Origin of the sequence: Jiella pacifica, from assembly GCF_010500815.1 — a bacterium.
Taxonomy (GTDB): Bacteria; Pseudomonadota; Alphaproteobacteria; order Rhizobiales; family Rhizobiaceae; genus Jiella; species Jiella pacifica.
Window position 1 is genome coordinate 51,653 of the sequence record NZ_JAAAMG010000018.1, and the last position, 15,170, is coordinate 66,822.

Annotated in this window: 11 protein-coding genes; 2 read left to right on the top strand and 9 right to left on the bottom strand. The window is 65.7% G+C overall.

Annotated elements, in window-relative coordinates; all coding sequences use genetic code 11:
- Positions 1-941: 941 nt before the first annotated feature.
- Both argS and GTK09_RS19255 read right to left on the bottom strand, forming a co-directional pair.
- Positions 942-2,687, bottom strand: a complete 1,746-nt coding sequence (argS, locus tag GTK09_RS19250) for an arginine--tRNA ligase (protein WP_163465062.1) — start codon at positions 2,685-2,687, stop codon at positions 942-944.
- A gap of 181 nt (positions 2,688-2,868) precedes the next feature.
- Entirely contained in the window at positions 2,869-4,080 is a 1,212-nt protein-coding gene (locus GTK09_RS19255) for a deoxyguanosinetriphosphate triphosphohydrolase (RefSeq protein ID WP_163465063.1), read from the bottom strand.
- Between the two features lie 120 nt (positions 4,081-4,200).
- Here GTK09_RS19255 and erpA point away from each other — a divergent pair, with 120 nt between their 5' ends.
- Positions 4,201-4,542, top strand: coding sequence for an iron-sulfur cluster insertion protein ErpA (erpA, locus tag GTK09_RS19260; RefSeq protein WP_163465064.1), 342 nt, complete (start codon positions 4,201-4,203; stop codon positions 4,540-4,542).
- 9 nt (positions 4,543-4,551) lie between these two features.
- A complete protein-coding gene (gene xth / locus GTK09_RS19265; protein ID WP_163465065.1) occupies positions 4,552-5,334 on the top strand; it encodes an exodeoxyribonuclease III in 783 nt (260 codons plus the stop codon).
- 6 nt (positions 5,335-5,340) lie between these two features.
- Here the strand turns inward: xth and GTK09_RS19270 are convergent, their stop codons facing one another.
- From GTK09_RS19270 to GTK09_RS19300, 7 genes are all read right to left on the bottom strand, one after another.
- Positions 5,341-6,180 carry a tetratricopeptide repeat protein gene (locus GTK09_RS19270; RefSeq protein WP_163465066.1) on the bottom strand — a complete coding sequence of 280 codons (840 nt, stop codon included), beginning with the start codon at positions 6,178-6,180 and terminating at the stop codon, positions 5,341-5,343.
- Positions 6,167-7,891 (bottom strand): dihydroxy-acid dehydratase, encoded by a 1,725-nt coding sequence (gene ilvD / locus GTK09_RS19275; RefSeq protein ID WP_163465067.1) that lies wholly within the window; start codon positions 7,889-7,891, stop codon positions 6,167-6,169. Before ilvD ends, GTK09_RS19270 begins: the two co-directional genes overlap by 14 nt.
- Positions 7,892-8,175: 284 nt before the next feature.
- A complete protein-coding gene (locus tag GTK09_RS19280; protein WP_246218005.1) occupies positions 8,176-9,489 on the bottom strand; it encodes a long-chain fatty acid transporter in 1,314 nt (437 codons plus the stop codon).
- A gap of 558 nt (positions 9,490-10,047) precedes the next feature.
- On the bottom strand, positions 10,048-10,995 hold the full coding sequence (murB, locus tag GTK09_RS19285) for a UDP-N-acetylmuramate dehydrogenase (RefSeq protein WP_163465068.1): 948 nt from the start codon (positions 10,993-10,995) through the stop codon (positions 10,048-10,050).
- Positions 10,992-12,419 (bottom strand): UDP-N-acetylmuramate--L-alanine ligase, encoded by a 1,428-nt coding sequence (gene murC / locus GTK09_RS19290; RefSeq protein WP_163465069.1) that lies wholly within the window; start codon positions 12,417-12,419, stop codon positions 10,992-10,994. Before murC ends, murB begins: the two co-directional genes overlap by 4 nt.
- Before the next feature lie 27 nt (positions 12,420-12,446).
- Positions 12,447-13,547 (bottom strand): undecaprenyldiphospho-muramoylpentapeptide beta-N-acetylglucosaminyltransferase, encoded by a 1,101-nt coding sequence (gene murG / locus GTK09_RS19295; RefSeq protein ID WP_163465070.1) that lies wholly within the window; start codon positions 13,545-13,547, stop codon positions 12,447-12,449.
- Between the two features lie 329 nt (positions 13,548-13,876).
- A complete protein-coding gene (locus GTK09_RS19300) occupies positions 13,877-14,950 on the bottom strand; it encodes an NAD(P)-dependent alcohol dehydrogenase (RefSeq protein ID WP_163465071.1) in 1,074 nt (357 codons plus the stop codon).
- Positions 14,951-15,170: the final 220 nt, after the last annotated feature.

The window sequence follows — 15,170 nt, forward strand, 5'->3', positions numbered from 1 at the left end:
CCCTGGTTCGGGGAAGCGGAGGCTTTGCAGCGTCCGGCTGGCCGGCAACAGAGGCTGACGGCTGCTTCGGCGCGGCCGGCTGAGCGACGGGTTGCACTTCGGGCTTGGCGGCGGATGCGGCCGCGGCCGGTACGGCCTTCGGCGCAGCCGGCTGTTGAGAGGCAGCCGATTGAGCAGCAGGCTGAGCTGCGGGCTTTGCGACCGGTGCGGCCGCTGCAGGGGCAGGCTTCGGCGCGACCGGCTGCTGGGCTGGCGCCTGCGGAGCGGCTGTCGCGGCGGCCTTTTCGGCGTCTGGACGGGCCGCAGGTTGAGCAACAGGCTTCACGGCAGGTGCCGCCGCTGCCGGGGTTGGCGTCGTTGCTGCGGGCTGCCCGGCAGACGCGGGCTGAGCGACGGGCGCTGCCGCCTTCGCCGCATTGGCACCGGCAGGCGCGAGAATTCCGTTGGCGGTGTTGAGATCGCTCGTCGGCGCCTCGGCGCCTCGATCGTTTGATCCGACGCCATCTGTCGGGAGCGTCTCCATGTCGGAGACGGCGAGCTCGAGAGCGTCGGACAATTCCTGCGTCAGCGCCGCATTCATCGCGCTTTCGTCGAAGGCGTCGGCCTCGTCGCTCGACGGGGCTTCGTCAGGCTGAGACGGGGCGGGCGGCGCCGCCGTGCTTCCCGCAGCAGCTGGCCTCGCAGGAAGCTGAGCCGGCGCCACGACCATGGGCTCGACACGGCCGGAACCCGTTGTGCCCGGCGTCGCAGCCGATCCTTCGAGAATGCGCGCGAGCTCTTCGAACGGGTCGGCGAGTTCGGCGTCGAACGACTGCCCGCCCTGACGGGCGGAACCGTTGTGGTCCCCCAGCGACATGTATATCCCCGCTCTTCCCCTCATGGAGGTCCCTACCCCCACGGATTCGATGGCTAGGCGAGGAAATTGGCCAAAGCGTGATGATCTAGCGCATTTCGTTCGGCGCATCGGCGCCGATCAGATCGAGACCGACGGACAGAACGGTCGCGACCGCTTTGACGAGTCCAAGCCTCGCTACCGACAGTTCTTGCTCATTCTGGTTAACAAACCGTAACTCAGGCATATCCTTTCCACGGTTGTACTGGGCGTGGAATGCGGCCGCGAGGTCGTTGAGATAGAAGGCCAGGCGATGCGGCTCCTTGGCGTCGGCCGCCTGGCGGACGAGCCGGGGGAACTCCGCGAGCTTGCGCAGAAGGCCGATCTCGCCGACGTCGGTGAGACCCTCAAGCGTCGCCAAATCGACCTTGTCCCAGGCCGGCAAAGCGATTTTGCTCTCGGCCGCCTGGCGGAAGATCGCCGCGGTCCGCGCATGGGCATACTGGACGTAGAAAACCGGATTGTCTTTCGACTGTTCAGTAACTTTCCTGAAGTCGAAATCGAGCGGCGCGTCGCTCTTGCGATAGAGCATCATGAAGCGGACGGGATCGCGGCCGACCTCCTCGACCACCTCGGCGAGCGTGACGAAGTCGCCGGAGCGCTTCGACATCTTCACCGGCTCGCCGTCGCGATAGAGCTTCACCAGGTTGCACAGGACGCAATCGGCGACGGCCGAGCCGCCGGAGATCGCCCGCGCCACCGCCTCCAGCCGCTTGACGTAGCCGCCATGGTCGGCACCGAGGACATAGATCATCTCGGAAAAGCCGCGCTCGAACTTGTCGCGGAAATAGGCGACGTCGGCGGCGAAATAGGTGTAGGCGCCGCTCGACTTCACCAGCGGCCGGTCCTGGTCGTCGCCTACTTCGGTGGAACGCAGCAGCGTCTGCTCACGGTCCTCCCAATCCTCCGGCAGCTGACCCTTCGGCGGCGGTAGCGTGCCCTGATAGATGAAGCCCTTGGCCCGCAGGTCGGCGATCGTCGCGGCGATCTTGCCGCCATTGCCTTCATGCAGCGTCCGCTCGGAGAAGAACACGTCGTGCTCGACGCCGAGAAGCTTCAGGTCGGCGCGGATCATCGCCATCATCGCATCGATCGCCCGGTCGCGGACGATGGGCAACCACTCGGCCTCGTCCATCTTCACCAGCGTTTCGCCGTATTCCTCGGCGAGCGCCTTGCCGACCGGCACGAGATAGTCGCCGGGATAAAGGCCGGCGGGGATGTCGCCGATCTCTTCGCCCAACGCCTCGCGGTAGCGCAGGAAGGCGGAGCGGGCGAGGACGGAAACCTGCTCGCCGGCGTCGTTGATGTAGTATTCCTTGGTCACCGCGTCGCCGGCGAAGTCGAGCAGCCGGGCGATCACGTCGCCGACGACGGCGCCGCGACAATGACCGACATGCATCGGCCCGGTGGGGTTGGCCGAAACGTATTCGACATTGACCTTGCGGCCGGTCGGGGCGCCGCGACCGTAGCTCCGGTCCGCCGCGAGCAGCAGCCTCAGATGGGCCGTCCAGAAGGCCTGCTTCAGCGTCATGTTGATGAACCCAGGCCCGGCGATGGCGACGCTCTCGACGTCAGAATCAGCGCGCAGGCCTTCGGCGATCTTCTCGGCCAGATCGCGCGGCTTCATGGCAAGCCCCTTGGCCAGCACCATCGCCGCGTTGGTGGCGAGATCGCCATGGGCGGCATCGCGCGGTGGTTCGACCGCCAGCTTGGAGAGATCGATCTCTTCGCCAGCGGGAACAATCGCTTTCACCGCGTTCTTCACCCGGTCTTCGAAGTCGGCAAAGATGTTCATCGATCGATTTCTCCGTGAGGCGGGTGGCGGTCATTTCGGATGGCGGGAGACATCGGATATAGGCCTCTTCGGTGCCGGGGATGCGACCGCCGCCGCATTCGGCAGGCCGTAGCGTCGCGCCGCCCCCTCGCGCCCCGAAGGCCCGTCTGCGTCCATCCGTCGACCTGCCGCGGTCCGGCGGCTAGCGCAATTGCGGCACCGCGTCAAACAGGCGCCTGTACTCGTTGATCGCGTAGGTATCGGTCATGCCGGAGAGATAGTCGGCGATACGCCGCGTCAGCCGCTCCTGGGAAAGCGCCCCGACGCCGACCGCCCAATCCCGCGGCATGAGATCAGGCCGTTCGTGGAACCGGTCGAACAGCGCTTCGACCACGCCTTCGGCCTCGCGCATCACCCGCATGACGCTCTCGCAGCGATAGACCCGCTCGAACAGGAAGCGCCGCGTCTGATCGACGGCCATCACCATCGCCGGCGAAAACCGGACGATCTGCCGCCCGGCATCGCGGACGTCGTCGGCACTTCGGGGATCGATCTCGGCGAGCCCCTTCGCCGTCTCCGAGATGACGTCCTCGACGAGGCGGGTGATATGGCGGCGCATGATCTCGTGGATCGTTCGGGACGGGTCGAGGGCCGGATATTTGCCGCGCACCTCGCGAAGGATCGAGCCGGCCAGATCGAGGCCCTCGATGTCGGCAAGCTCGATCAGCCCCGCCCTCAGCCCATCGTCGAGGTCGTGGGTGTTGTAGGCGATGTCGTCGGAAATCGCCGCCGCCTGGGCTTCGAGATCGGCGAAGCGATCGAGGCCGAGCGGCAGGAGGGCGTCGAAGTCGAGGATCGGCCGGGGAACGGGATGGGGGACCCGGGCATGCGGGCCGGTCAACGGGCCGTTATGCTTGACGAGCCCCTCCAGGGTCTCGAAGGCGAGGTTCAGCCCGTCGAAATCGGCATAGCGGCGCTCCAGCGTCGTCACGATCCGCAGCGACTGGGCGTTGTGGTCGAAGCCGCCGAAGGCCTTCATCTTCCGGTCGAGCGCCCGCTCGCCGGCATGGCCGAAAGGTGTGTGGCCGAAATCGTGGACGAGCGCCACCGCCTCGGTCAGGTCCTCGTCGAGCCCGAAGGCCCGCGCCAGGGCTCGGGCGACCTGCGAAACCTCGATCGTATGGGTCAGGCGCGTGCGGTAGGTGTCGCCCTCATAGGGCACGAAGACCTGGGTCTTGTGCTTCAACCGGCGAAAGGCGGCGGAGTGGACGATGCGGTCGCGGTCGCGCTGGAAGGGTGTGCGGGTCGGGCTGGCATGCTCGGCGACGAGCCGCCCGCGCGACGCGGCAGGGTCCTCGCCATAGATCGACCGGCCGAGCGGCAGGTCCGGTCGTATGATCGAACGCTCCGTCATGACCCTGTTTCGCTTCCCTGCCCCGTCGTGGCGATTGACCGGCCATGCCGGCATCCATAACTAATGGGTCTGTAGCAAACAAGGAGCGGCGCGAGGCGGAAACGCGGCGTCGTCGATCAGATGAGCGAGACACTTTCCCAGCCGGTGGTCCTGTCGGACAGCGCGATCCGGCGGATTTCCTCGATCCTTTCGAAGTCCGAGAGCGGTCGGAGCCTGCGCATCTCCGTCGAGGGCGGCGGCTGCTCGGGCTTTTCCTACAAATACGACCTGACCGACGAGCGGGAGGCCGACGACCTGATGATCGAGCGCGATGGCGCCCGCGTCGTCGTCGATCCGGTGTCGCTGGTCTATCTGGAAGGCTCGGTGGTCGATTTCGTCGACGACCTGATGGGCCAGTCCTTCCAGATCCGCAATCCGAACGCCGTCGCCTCCTGCGGCTGCGGCACCTCCTTCTCGATCTGACCGCGCCGGATGCTGATCGCCACCTGGAACATCAATGGCGTCAAGGCGCGTCTCGACGCCCTTCTCGCCTGGCTCGAAGCCGCCTCGCCCGACATTGCCTGCCTGCAGGAGATCAAGTCCGTCGACGAGACTTTCCCGAGAGCTGCGATCGAGGCACTCGGCTATCACGTCGAGACCCATGGACAGAAGGGCTTCAACGGCGTCGCCCTGCTCTCCAAGACGAAGCCGGCCTCGGTGCTGCGCGGCCTGCCGGGCGACGAGGCCGACGAGCAGTCCCGCTACATCGAAGGGCTTTGGATCCTGGGCGGACGGCGGCTGCGCGTCGCCTCGATCTACCTGCCTAACGGCAATCCGCTCGGCACGGAGAAATTCGCCTACAAGCTCGCCTGGATGGACCGGCTGATCGCCCATGCGAAGTCGCTCATGGACGGTGAGGAGGATCTCGTCCTGGCAGGCGACTACAACGTCATCCCGATGCCGATCGACGTGGCGAACCCGCAGGCCTGGCTCGGCGACGCGCTGTTCCAGCCGGAAAGCCGCGCGGCGCTGCGCCGGTTGGTCAATCTCGGCCTCGCCGATGCCGTCCGCCTGACGACCGACGAAGCCAAGATCTATACGTTCTGGGACTATCAGGCCGGCGCCTGGCAGAAGAACAACGGCATCCGCATCGACCATCTCCTGGTCTCGCCCGAGGTGCAGGACCGGCTGGTCTCCGCCGGCATCGACAAGCATGTCCGCGGCTGGGAGAAGCCATCCGACCACGTGCCGGTGATGATCCAGCTCGGGGCTTGAGGCCCGTCAGTTGTTGGCGCTCACCACCGCGCCCGCCGTCGGCCCCACCTGCCGGTCGACATAGGCCTGAGCCTGCCGCCGCACGTCTTCGCTGGCCACCGAGAACGTCTCTTCCTGCAGCGGGCGGATCCATTGCTGATCGCTCGCGCCAGCATCCTTCAGCGCCATCGTCAGCATGGCGAGACCGCGCACCGGCTCGGGCCTCAGCGAAATCGTCTTGCCGTCGAAGAGCAGATAGCCGAGCAGCGCCTCGGCGCCGACATGGCCCTTTTCGGCAGCAAGGTTGAGCCACCTCGCCGCCTGGCGGGGATTGGCACGGCCACCCTCGCCGTTGAGCAGCATCCGCCCGAGTTCGAACTGCGCCTTGGCGTCGCCGAAGAACGATGCGGCGTGGAAATAGAACTGCCGCGCCCGCGGCAGGTCCACCGTCACCGGGCTGTTCGTGATCCCCAGCCGGAGATAGTCGGCCAAGGCGACGACGGCGCTCGCGACATAGGCGGCGTTCGAGTAGTTGCCGGTCTCGTCATCCTGGTCGCGAACGATCTGCTCGAAGATCTTGAACGCCTCGTAGTCGTTCTCGGGCACGCCGTCGCCCTCGGCATACATCTTGCCGAGCTTCCAGCGGGCCCCGGGATGACCCTTGTCGGCGGCGTAGCGCAATGCTTCGAAGGCCTCGAGCTTCTCGCCGCGCTTATAGGCCTTGAAGCCGAACGAAAACAGCTCGAGCGGCCCCGCATCCGGGTTGACCTGCGCGTCCGGATCGAGCGCCAGGGCGCCCTGGCCGAACGACAGCAACGCTGCCGAGGCCAGAGCGAGAGCCAGAAGACGTCCCTTAAATGTCTGCATAGCAGTGCTTTTCCGCAGTGCCGCCCGGATGGGTCACCGCGCCCTTGCGGGCCGTGCCGACCTGCTGCGCATATTTCCAGATGGCGCCGGTGGGATACTCGGTCTCACGCGGTGCCCAGTCGGCCCTGCGCCGGCCGAACTCCTCCTCGCTGACGTCCACCGAGATCTCGCCCGTGGTGGCGTCGAGGGTGATCATGTCACCGTCCTTGATCAGGGCGATCGGACCGCCGACGGCTGCCTCCGGGCCCACATGGCCGATGCAGAAGCCGCGCGTCGCGCCGGAGAAGCGCCCATCGGTGATCAGCGCGACCTTGTCGCCCATGCCCTGGCCGTAGAGGGAAGCCGTGGTGGACAGCATCTCACGCATGCCGGGGCCGCCCTTCGGCCCCTCATAGCGGATCACCAGCACCTCGCCTTCCTTGAACTCGCGCTTGTCGACGCACTTGAAGCATTCTTCCTCATTGTCGAAAACGCGGGCCGGACCGACGAAACGCAGGTTCTTGAGTCCTGCGATCTTCACGATCGCGCCGTCGGGTGCGAGATTACCCTTGAGCGAAACGACGCCGCCCGTGGTGGAAATCGGGTTCGACGTCGGACGGACGACATCCTGGTCCTCGTTCCACTTCACGTTGGCGAGATTTTCGGCAACGGTCTTGCCGGTGACCGTCATGCAGTCGCCGTGCAGGAACCCGCCGTCGAGCAGCGCCTTCATCACCAAGGGGATGCCGCCAGCCTCGAACAGGTCCTTGGCGACGTATTTGCCGCCGGGCTTCAGATCGCCGATATAGGGGGTCTTGCGGAAGATCTCGCCGACGTCGAAGAGGTCGAACTCGATGCCGGCCTCATGCGCCATCGCCGGCAGGTGCAGCGCCGCATTGGTCGAGCCGCCGGTCGCGGCCACCGTCATTGCGGCGTTTTCGAACGCCTTGCGGGTGACGATGTCGCGCGGCCGGAGGTTCTGCTCCAGAAGCACCATCACCTGCTCGCCAGCCATCGAGCAGAAGGCGTCGCGGATCTCGTAGGGCGCCGGCGCGCCGCAGCTATAGGGCAGCGCCAGGCCGATCGCCTCGGCGACCATGGCCATGGTGTTGGCGGTGTACTGGCCGCCGCAGGAACCGGCCGACGGACAGGCCACACGCTCCATCTCGTCGAGCGTCACGTCGTCCATCTTGCCGACCGAATGCAGGCCGACCGCCTCGAAGAGATCCTGAACGACGATGTCGCGGCCCTTGTAGCGGCCGGGCAGGATGGAGCCGCCATAGATGAAGATCGACGGCACGTTGAGCCGGATCATCGACATCATCATGCCCGGCAGGCTCTTGTCGCAGCCGGCCATGGCGACCATCGCGTCATAGGAATGGCCGCGCATCGTCAACTCGACCGAATCGGCGATCACGTCGCGGCTGGCGAGCGAGGACTTCATGCCGGCATGGCCCATGGCGATGCCGTCGGTGACGGTGATGGTGGCGAATTCGCGCGGCGTGCCGCGATTGGCGGCGACGCCCTTCTTGACCGCCTGGGCCTGGCGCTGCAGCGAGATATTGCAGGGCGCGGCCTCGTTCCAGGCCGTCGCGACACCGACCAGCGGCTGGTGAATTTGCTTGTCCGTCAAACCCATGGCGTAGAGATAGGAGCGATGCGGCGCGCGCTCCGGTCCCTCGGTCACATGGCGGCTCGGCAGCCGCGATTTGTCGATCGATTTGACGTCCATGTCTTCCCCCTCGTCTTTCAGCCGATTCCGGCGAAACATCGGCCAGGATCGGGTGACGGCGTTTTGTGGCGGCAACGGGGCGCCAGTGCCGTCTCTCCGACTATAGCCGGTGCAGGGTTGCAATAGTGTTGCGGTGAAAGCACACGGCATTTTTCGCAGAAAGTCGCTGGAACCTTTTATTGCTCAACGAAAAAGGCGCGCCGAGGCGGCGCGCCTTCAATGGATGGTAAATCTGCCACAGTGTCTGCGAGCAATCCCGGCTTATGCCGGATGCGTATCTCGCTTCAGAAGGTGAGTCTCAGCGATGCGTTGATGCCATAGACCATGTCGTCGCCGACCGTGGCATTGTAGTAGCTGTCCTGCGAGGTCGATTGGTCGCCGCTCGTCCAGTAGCCGACGAGGCCGCCGAAGCGCAGCTCGGCCATCTTGTTGGCCTTGAACGAAACGCCACCGGAGAGGGTGTAGAGGTCGGTGTAGGTCGTCTCCGCGCCCGTCGACACACCGCTGTCGTAGCCGACGGCCACGGCAGCGGAGATCTGGTCGTTGAAGGCATGGCCGACGCCGATCTGGGCTGTGTAGCCGTCGCGCCAGTGATAGGGGGCGTAGGAAGACGAGGAGATACCGAAGTTCGGATTGGAGATCGAGCTGACGCTCACCTCATTGGTCGACCAGTCGGTCCAGCGGAAAGAGCCGAGCAGCAGCCAGCCGGGGGCGATGCCGGTCTGGGCTTTGATGTCGACGAACTGCGGACTGGTCGCCTCGCTGAGAGCCGATTCGACGGTAATTGGCGTTATCGGCGCATTGAGGAACGTGACGGTGCCATCGCCCGTAATGTCGTCGTGTTTCACCTCAGACCGGTACATCGCTTGGATGCGCAGAGCATATTCCGGAATTTCGTAAGCCGCTCCGATGCGGAAACCAGCCTTATAGCCCCCGTCGCTTTCGACCTCCACGCGGGTGCGGAGGCCTGCCTGGGGGCCTCTCGTAATGGTCCCGAAACTGGTCCCCTCGAAGTGGAAGTCCTCGACGAAGACGCCACCGAGCAGACTGTAACGGCCCGAATCGGCCTGGTAACTGACACGGCAGGTCAGACCGAGTTCCTGAGATTCGAACGCCAACCGCTGAGTTTGCGAGATCGAGGTCGCCGTTGCGAAGTCAAGCCGATCGGCCGTCGACGTGCTCTGCGTCGAACTGACTTGGCTCGGCAGCGCGCCGCCCGGCGCACCGGAGTAGTCGGCGTTGGCGGCGAAGGATTCCGTTGCAGTCCCGGCGCAGCCGAACACTTCGTTGCCGAAGGAAACCGAATAGTTCGGGATCAGGTAGTCACCGGTGTAGTCGCCGAAGTCGCCGTCCTGCCCGTTGATCGACGTCAAGCCACGCTGCGGATCGACATAAGTCAGGCTGACGCGCGTGTTCATGGTGCCCGGCTCGAACAGGATGTCCGTGTCTGCGGTGCCGCGTTGAAACCCGCCGGCGAACGCCGTGGTGCTGCACGCTGCCGCGAGGACGAGCGCGACTGAAATGCTCTTGCGATGGATTGGCATGAATTCCCCCCACTCTTCCGACGCCCGGCCTGTTTCGGCGTTGCATGGCGTCATCCAATCCATACAGCCTAGTGCAAAACTGACGAGGTGGGTACATGGGATGAATGGTCGAATCGCCACAATTATTCTTGCAAGTCTTAATAAAAGCGGCCTCCGATGAATTAGTTACGTTATAATATACTTTCATGATGGGAATAGCGTGACCAAAACCGGCGGGATCGGTCGCGAGGGATCAGGGAAATCGGGGTGCTCCGGACACAATTCCGCACGCTGCGTGGCGGAAATGTGACAGAAATGACCGCTTACGAATACGTCAAAGACGGTGTGTTCAGTATTCTCTATGAACTTGCAATCCAACATCAAAAAAGTCTTGGCTGACGCTTACGTCAACGCCGCTGGCGGAGGCGAATAGGGATGTGTCAGACGGACCTCATCACCCTGACGGCCTCGGGATCAAACACGGCCCGCGCGCCATCGCGCCGAGTTCTTGCGAAGAGAGCAGAGTTGCGATCGATATACGCTCAGCACCGAATAAACGTGCCGGTGCCCCGGCAGCACGTGACGAGCAGCCGCCATCCGCCGATTCCCGACGGCGAAAAAGGAGCCGAATCCTCACCGACTCTCGGCCGGCTCCACCACCCTGCCCGGGGCAAAGCGGCCCAGCCGCTTGATCTCCCACTCGAGCAAGAGGCTCGAGCTTTCCCGCACCCGCTCGCGCACGGTCTCGCCGAGAGACTCCAGATCGAAGCCGGTGGCCGCGCCGGTGTTGATCATGAAGTTGCAATGCATCTCGGACATCTGCGCACCGCCGATGGTGAGCCCCCGGCAGCCGGCCTTGTCGATCTCCTTCCAGGCGGAGGAGCCCGCCGGATTCTTGAAGGTCGACCCCCCGGTTTTTTCACGAATCGGCTGGACGGTCTCGCGATGGGTCTGGACCTCGTCCATCTTCGCGCGGATCTCGTCCCGGTCGGCCGGATATCCTTCGAAGACGGCGCCGGTGAAGATGAGATCGCGCGCGGCTTCGGAGTGGCGATAGGAGTAGCCCATCTCCGCATTGGTCAGGACATGACGCCGCCCCCTGCGGTCGAGCGCATGAACCTCGACGACGCGCTCCATCGTCTCGACAACGTTGGCGCCGGCGTTCATGCGCAGCGCGCCGCCGAGCGCACCGGGAATGCCGTGGTAGAAATGAAAGCCGCCGATGCCGGCTTCGAGGGCCGCCGCGGCGAGCCGCTTGTCCGGCAGGGCCGCGCCGGCGAAGAGCATCGTGTCCGACCGCTGCTCGACGTTGCCGAACCCTTTGGCCGACAGCCGGATCACCACGCCTTCGATGCCGCCGTCGCGCACCAGAAGGTTCGAACCGACCCCGACGACGAGCACCGGGATTTCGTCCGGCAGCCGCTCGAGAAACAGTGCGAGGTCGTCTTCGTCCGCCGGCTGGAACAGAAGGTCGGCCGGGCCGCCCACCTGGAACCAGGTGAGCTTGGACATCTCGGCATCCGGCTTGAGCCTGCCCCGCAATCCCGCCAGCCGGTCGCCCAGACGATCGAGCAGCGTCATGCGGCGCCGTCCTCGCGGCCGAGGCCGAGCTTCTCCAATTCCTTGGGCAGCGCATAGGCCCAGGCCGTGATCGAACCCGCGCCGAGGAAGACGACCATGTCGCCGGCATCCGCGAGTTGCTTGACGAGCGGCGCGATCTCCTCCGGGCCGTCGATCAGACGGGCATCGCGATGGCCGCCGAGCTTCAGCCGCTCGACCAAGAGCTCGGAGCTGACGAAGGGGATCGGCTCCTCGCCGGCGGCATAGACCGGCGCGACGACCACCGTGTCGGCATCGTTGAAGCACGAGGCGAAGTCGGCGAACAACGACTGCAGGCGCGAGTAGCGATGCGGCTGCACGATGGCGACGACCCGCCCCGGCGCAGAGGCACGGGCAGCAGCGAGCACCGCGCGGATCTCGACCGGATGATGGCCGTAGTCGTCATAGACGGAAATGCCCCCGACGACCCCCGTCAGCGTGAAGCGACGCTTCACCCCGCCGAAGCCCGCAATGCCCCTGCGGATGGCGTCTGCCGAAATGCCGAGGCGGTGGGCAACGGCGATCGCCGCGGTCGCATTGGAGACGTTGTGGCGGCCCGGCATCGGGAGTGCGAGGTCTGCGATCTTCTCGATCTTCCCCGTCACCCGGTCGCGCAAGGTGACGTCGAAGAGCGACTTGCCGGGCTCGAAGCGCAGATTCTCGAAGCGCATGTCGGCCTGCAGGTTCTCGCCATAGGTGATGACTCGCCGGTCCTCGATCTCTCCGACGAGGGTCTGCACCTCCGGGTGGTCGAGGCACATCACGGCGAAGCCGTAGAAGGGTACATTCTCGACGAAGGCGCGGAACGCCGCGCGCACGGCATCGAACGTGCCGTAATGGTCGAGATGCTCGGGATCGATGTTGGTGACCACCGCGACGTCGGCCGGAAGTTTCAGGAAGGTGCCGTCGCTCTCGTCGGCCTCCACCACCATCCAGTCGCCGCCGCCCATCCGGGCATTGGTTCCGTAGGCGTTGATGATGCCGCCATTGACCACGGTCGGGTCCATGCCGCCGGCGTCGAGCAGCGTCGCGACCATCGAGGTGGTGGTGGTCTTGCCGTGGGTCCCGCCAATGGCGATCGCCTGGCGGAAGCGCATCAGCTCGGCCAGCATCTCGGCGCGCCGCACGATCGGCAGCAGCCGCTCGCGCGCCGCCGACAGCTCCGGATTGCTGCGGCGGATGGCTGTCGACACGACGACCACCTCGGCCGTCCCGAGATTGTCCGCTGAGTGGCCGATATGGACGGTCACGCCCTTTTCGCGCAGGCGCTGGACGTTGGCGTTCTCGCTCTGGTCGGAGCCCTGGACCGTATAGCCGAGATTGACCAGCACCTCGGCGATCCCGCTCATGCCGATGCCGCCGATCCCGATGAAATGCACCGGCCCGATATTCGGCGGCATCTTCATGGCAGTTTCCTCATTTGCGTTGGCGTTTCAACGATTTTCGCTCACGCCGGGCATAGAGGCAACGAGGTCGGCGAGCAAGGCGGCGGCGTTCGGCAGGCCCGTTGCCTTCGCGGCCTCCGCCATGGCCGCGGCGCGCCGCGTGTCTTCGGCAATGCCTTGGATGAGAGCGGCGAGACGCTCCGGCGTCAACTCCGCCTGTGCCGCGACGATCGCCCCGCCGGCGGCCTCGATCTTGGCGGCATTGGCCGCCTGGTCGTGATCGAGGGCATAGGGGAACGGCACCAGGATGGCCGGGCGGCCGATCACGGCGATCTCAGAGACGGTCGAGGCGCCAGACCGGCTGACGACGAGATGGGCGGAGCCGATTCGCGCCGCCATGTCGGCGAAGAACGGCGAGACTTCGGCTGGGATGCCCCGTTCGCCATAGAAGGCGCGCACCCGCGCCTCGTCTTCCGCCCTCGCCTGTTGGGTGACCTTCAGGCGTCGCCGGACGCCATCCGGCAGGCATGCGATGGCCTTGGGGACAGCCTCGGAGAAGAACGCCGCGCCCTGGCTGCCGCCGAAGACGACGAGATCGAAGGTCTCGTCCGGTCCCGCCGGCTCGTAGGCCGTCTTCGCCGCTTCGATCACCGCGGGGCGCACCGGATTTCCGGTGACGGTGATCTTGCCGGCGAATGCTTCGGACGCCTTCTCCTGGGGGATGCCGGCGGCGATCTTATCGACCCGCGGCGCGAGGAACTTGTTCGCCCGACCCATGACCGCATTCTGTTCGTGGATGATGGTCGGGCGACCGGCGCGGATCGCCGCCATCAGCGGCGGCACGGTCGGATAGCCGCCGAAGCCGACGACCACAGCGGGCCTCAGCTTGCGCACCAGCGCACCCGACTCGCGAAAGCCGCGCCAGAGGGTCCACATCGACTTCGCCACCGCGAAAGGGTTCTTCGAGGCGAAGGTGGCCGAGCGGACGCGGTGAACCTCCTGCACCGGAAACCGCTCGGCAAAACGCCCCGCCCGCTCGTCGGTGACGAGTTCGACGGTGTAGCCGCGGGCAATCAGCTCATGGGCGAGCGCCTCGGCGGGAAACAGATGGCCGCCGGTGCCGCCGGCGGCGAGAAGGATGGTGGTCATGGACGCTCGCGGAAAGGCGGATCAAAAAAAGCTCGGCTCCTCGTTACCGCAAAATGCGGCAAAAGCGACACGCCGCCTTTCCGCGAACGACGGATTTCCGCCCGCCATCCACCTGGCCCGTGGTCGGCAACGCTTCGAAGCACTCGCCTACGACGGCTTGCGGGGCGCGTCAGCAGCTTGGCGCTTCACACGGGCATGCGCTTCATGGGTTCCGGATTGTCCCCGGCGGATAGAAGCAGTTGCGCAGCGCCGATATGCCCGACGGAGTTTCGAGCTGTGAGATCGCTGAAGCCGCCACCAGGCCAAAGGACAGACGCGGGACGAGGCGATCAGGTCGTGATCGCGACCTTCAGGACACCGTCTCGCTGGTGGGCGAAGAGGTCGTAGGCCTCCTCGATCCGGTCGAGCTTGAAGCGGTGGGTGACCAGGGGCCGGGTGTCGAGCCGCGAGGAGGCGATCACCGACATCAGCCGCCGCATTCGCTCCTTCCCCCCGGGGCAGAGCGTGGTGACGATCTTATTGTCGCCCAGGCCGGCGGAAAATGCGCCGAGCGGGATCTTCAGGTCGGACGAATAGACCCCGAGGGATGACAGCGTACCGCCCGGCCGCAGGACCCTCAGCGCACCTTCGAACGTCTCCTGCCGCCCAAGTGCCTCGATGGCGACGTCGACGCCGCGCCCGTCCGTCAGCGCCATGATCTGTTCGACAACGTCGCCCTTGGTGAAGTCGACGACGTGGTCGGCGCCCATCCGGCGGGATATCTCCATCCGAGCGGGGACCGATTCCACCCCGATGATCGTCGTCGCGCCCATCAGCTTCGCGCCGGCGGTCGCGCAGAGGCCGATCGGCCCCTGCGCGAAGACCGCCACCGTATCGCCGATCCGGACGGCGCCGCTCTCGGCGCCGGAAAAGCCGGTCGACATGATGTCCGGGCACATCAGCACCTGCTCATCGGTGAGCCCGTCCGGGATCGGCGCGAGGTTCGCCATCGCATCGGGAACGAGCAGGTATTCCGCCTGGGCACCGTCGATGGTGTTGCCGAAGCGCCAGCCGCCCATCGGCTTGAAACCGTGCCTGGTGCCAGCCCCGTCCTGGGAATGGCAACCGCACAGGCAGGCGTTGGAGTGGCCGCTCGGCGTGATGGCGCCGGCGATGACGCGCTGGCCCTCACTGTACCCCTCGACGGCCGAGCCGAGCTTCTCGATGACGCCGACCGGCTCGTGGCCGATGGTCAACCCACGCTCCACCGGATACTCGCCCTTCAGGATATGCACGTCGGTGCCGCAGATCGTCGTCGTGGTGATCTTCACCAGCGCATCGAGCGGGCCGACCTCCGGGATCGGCTTCTCGCCGAGGACGATGCGGTTCGGCTCGATGAAGATGGCGGCTCGCATTGAGGCCATAGGTCGTCTCCTTGCGTTGTGGCTGCCGGATCGGGAACCCCGCCGGCGTCGCTCCGGCCCCTGGGGCCATCTTGTCGACGGGCGCCGACCCGGCTTCGATGCTCTTGCGCTTCGTTCTCCGCGACAGAAGCGTGCAGATCTGCGATCCGTCGCGAAGGTCGCGGGTCAAGCCGCCGAATGGGATTCTCGCGCCCGCGAATGTCCATGGGCACCGCCGACC

Bases quoted from the DNA above. Each gene is read 5' to 3' on its own strand.
- GTK09_RS19255 (WP_163465063.1), bottom strand. From the start codon at position 4,080: ATGACGGAGCGTTCGATCATACGACCGGACCTGCCGCTCGGCCGGTCG.
- erpA (WP_163465064.1), top strand. From the start codon at position 4,201: ATGAGCGAGACACTTTCCCAGCCGGTGGTCCTGTCGGACAGCGCGATC.
- GTK09_RS19280 (WP_246218005.1), bottom strand. From the start codon at position 9,489: ATGACGCCATGCAACGCCGAAACAGGCCGGGCGTCGGAAGAGTGGGGG.
- murC (WP_163465069.1), bottom strand. From the start codon at position 12,419: ATGAAGATGCCGCCGAATATCGGGCCGGTGCATTTCATCGGGATCGGC.
- ilvD (WP_163465067.1), bottom strand. From the start codon at position 7,891: ATGGACGTCAAATCGATCGACAAATCGCGGCTGCCGAGCCGCCATGTG.
- GTK09_RS19300 (WP_163465071.1), bottom strand. From the start codon at position 14,950: ATGGCCTCAATGCGAGCCGCCATCTTCATCGAGCCGAACCGCATCGTC.
- xth (WP_163465065.1), top strand. From the start codon at position 4,552: ATGCTGATCGCCACCTGGAACATCAATGGCGTCAAGGCGCGTCTCGAC.
- argS (WP_163465062.1), bottom strand. From the start codon at position 2,687: ATGAACATCTTTGCCGACTTCGAAGACCGGGTGAAGAACGCGGTGAAA.
- murB (WP_163465068.1), bottom strand. From the start codon at position 10,995: ATGACGCTGCTCGATCGTCTGGGCGACCGGCTGGCGGGATTGCGGGGC.
- murG (WP_163465070.1), bottom strand. From the start codon at position 13,547: ATGACCACCATCCTTCTCGCCGCCGGCGGCACCGGCGGCCATCTGTTT.
- GTK09_RS19270 (WP_163465066.1), bottom strand. From the start codon at position 6,180: ATGCAGACATTTAAGGGACGTCTTCTGGCTCTCGCTCTGGCCTCGGCA.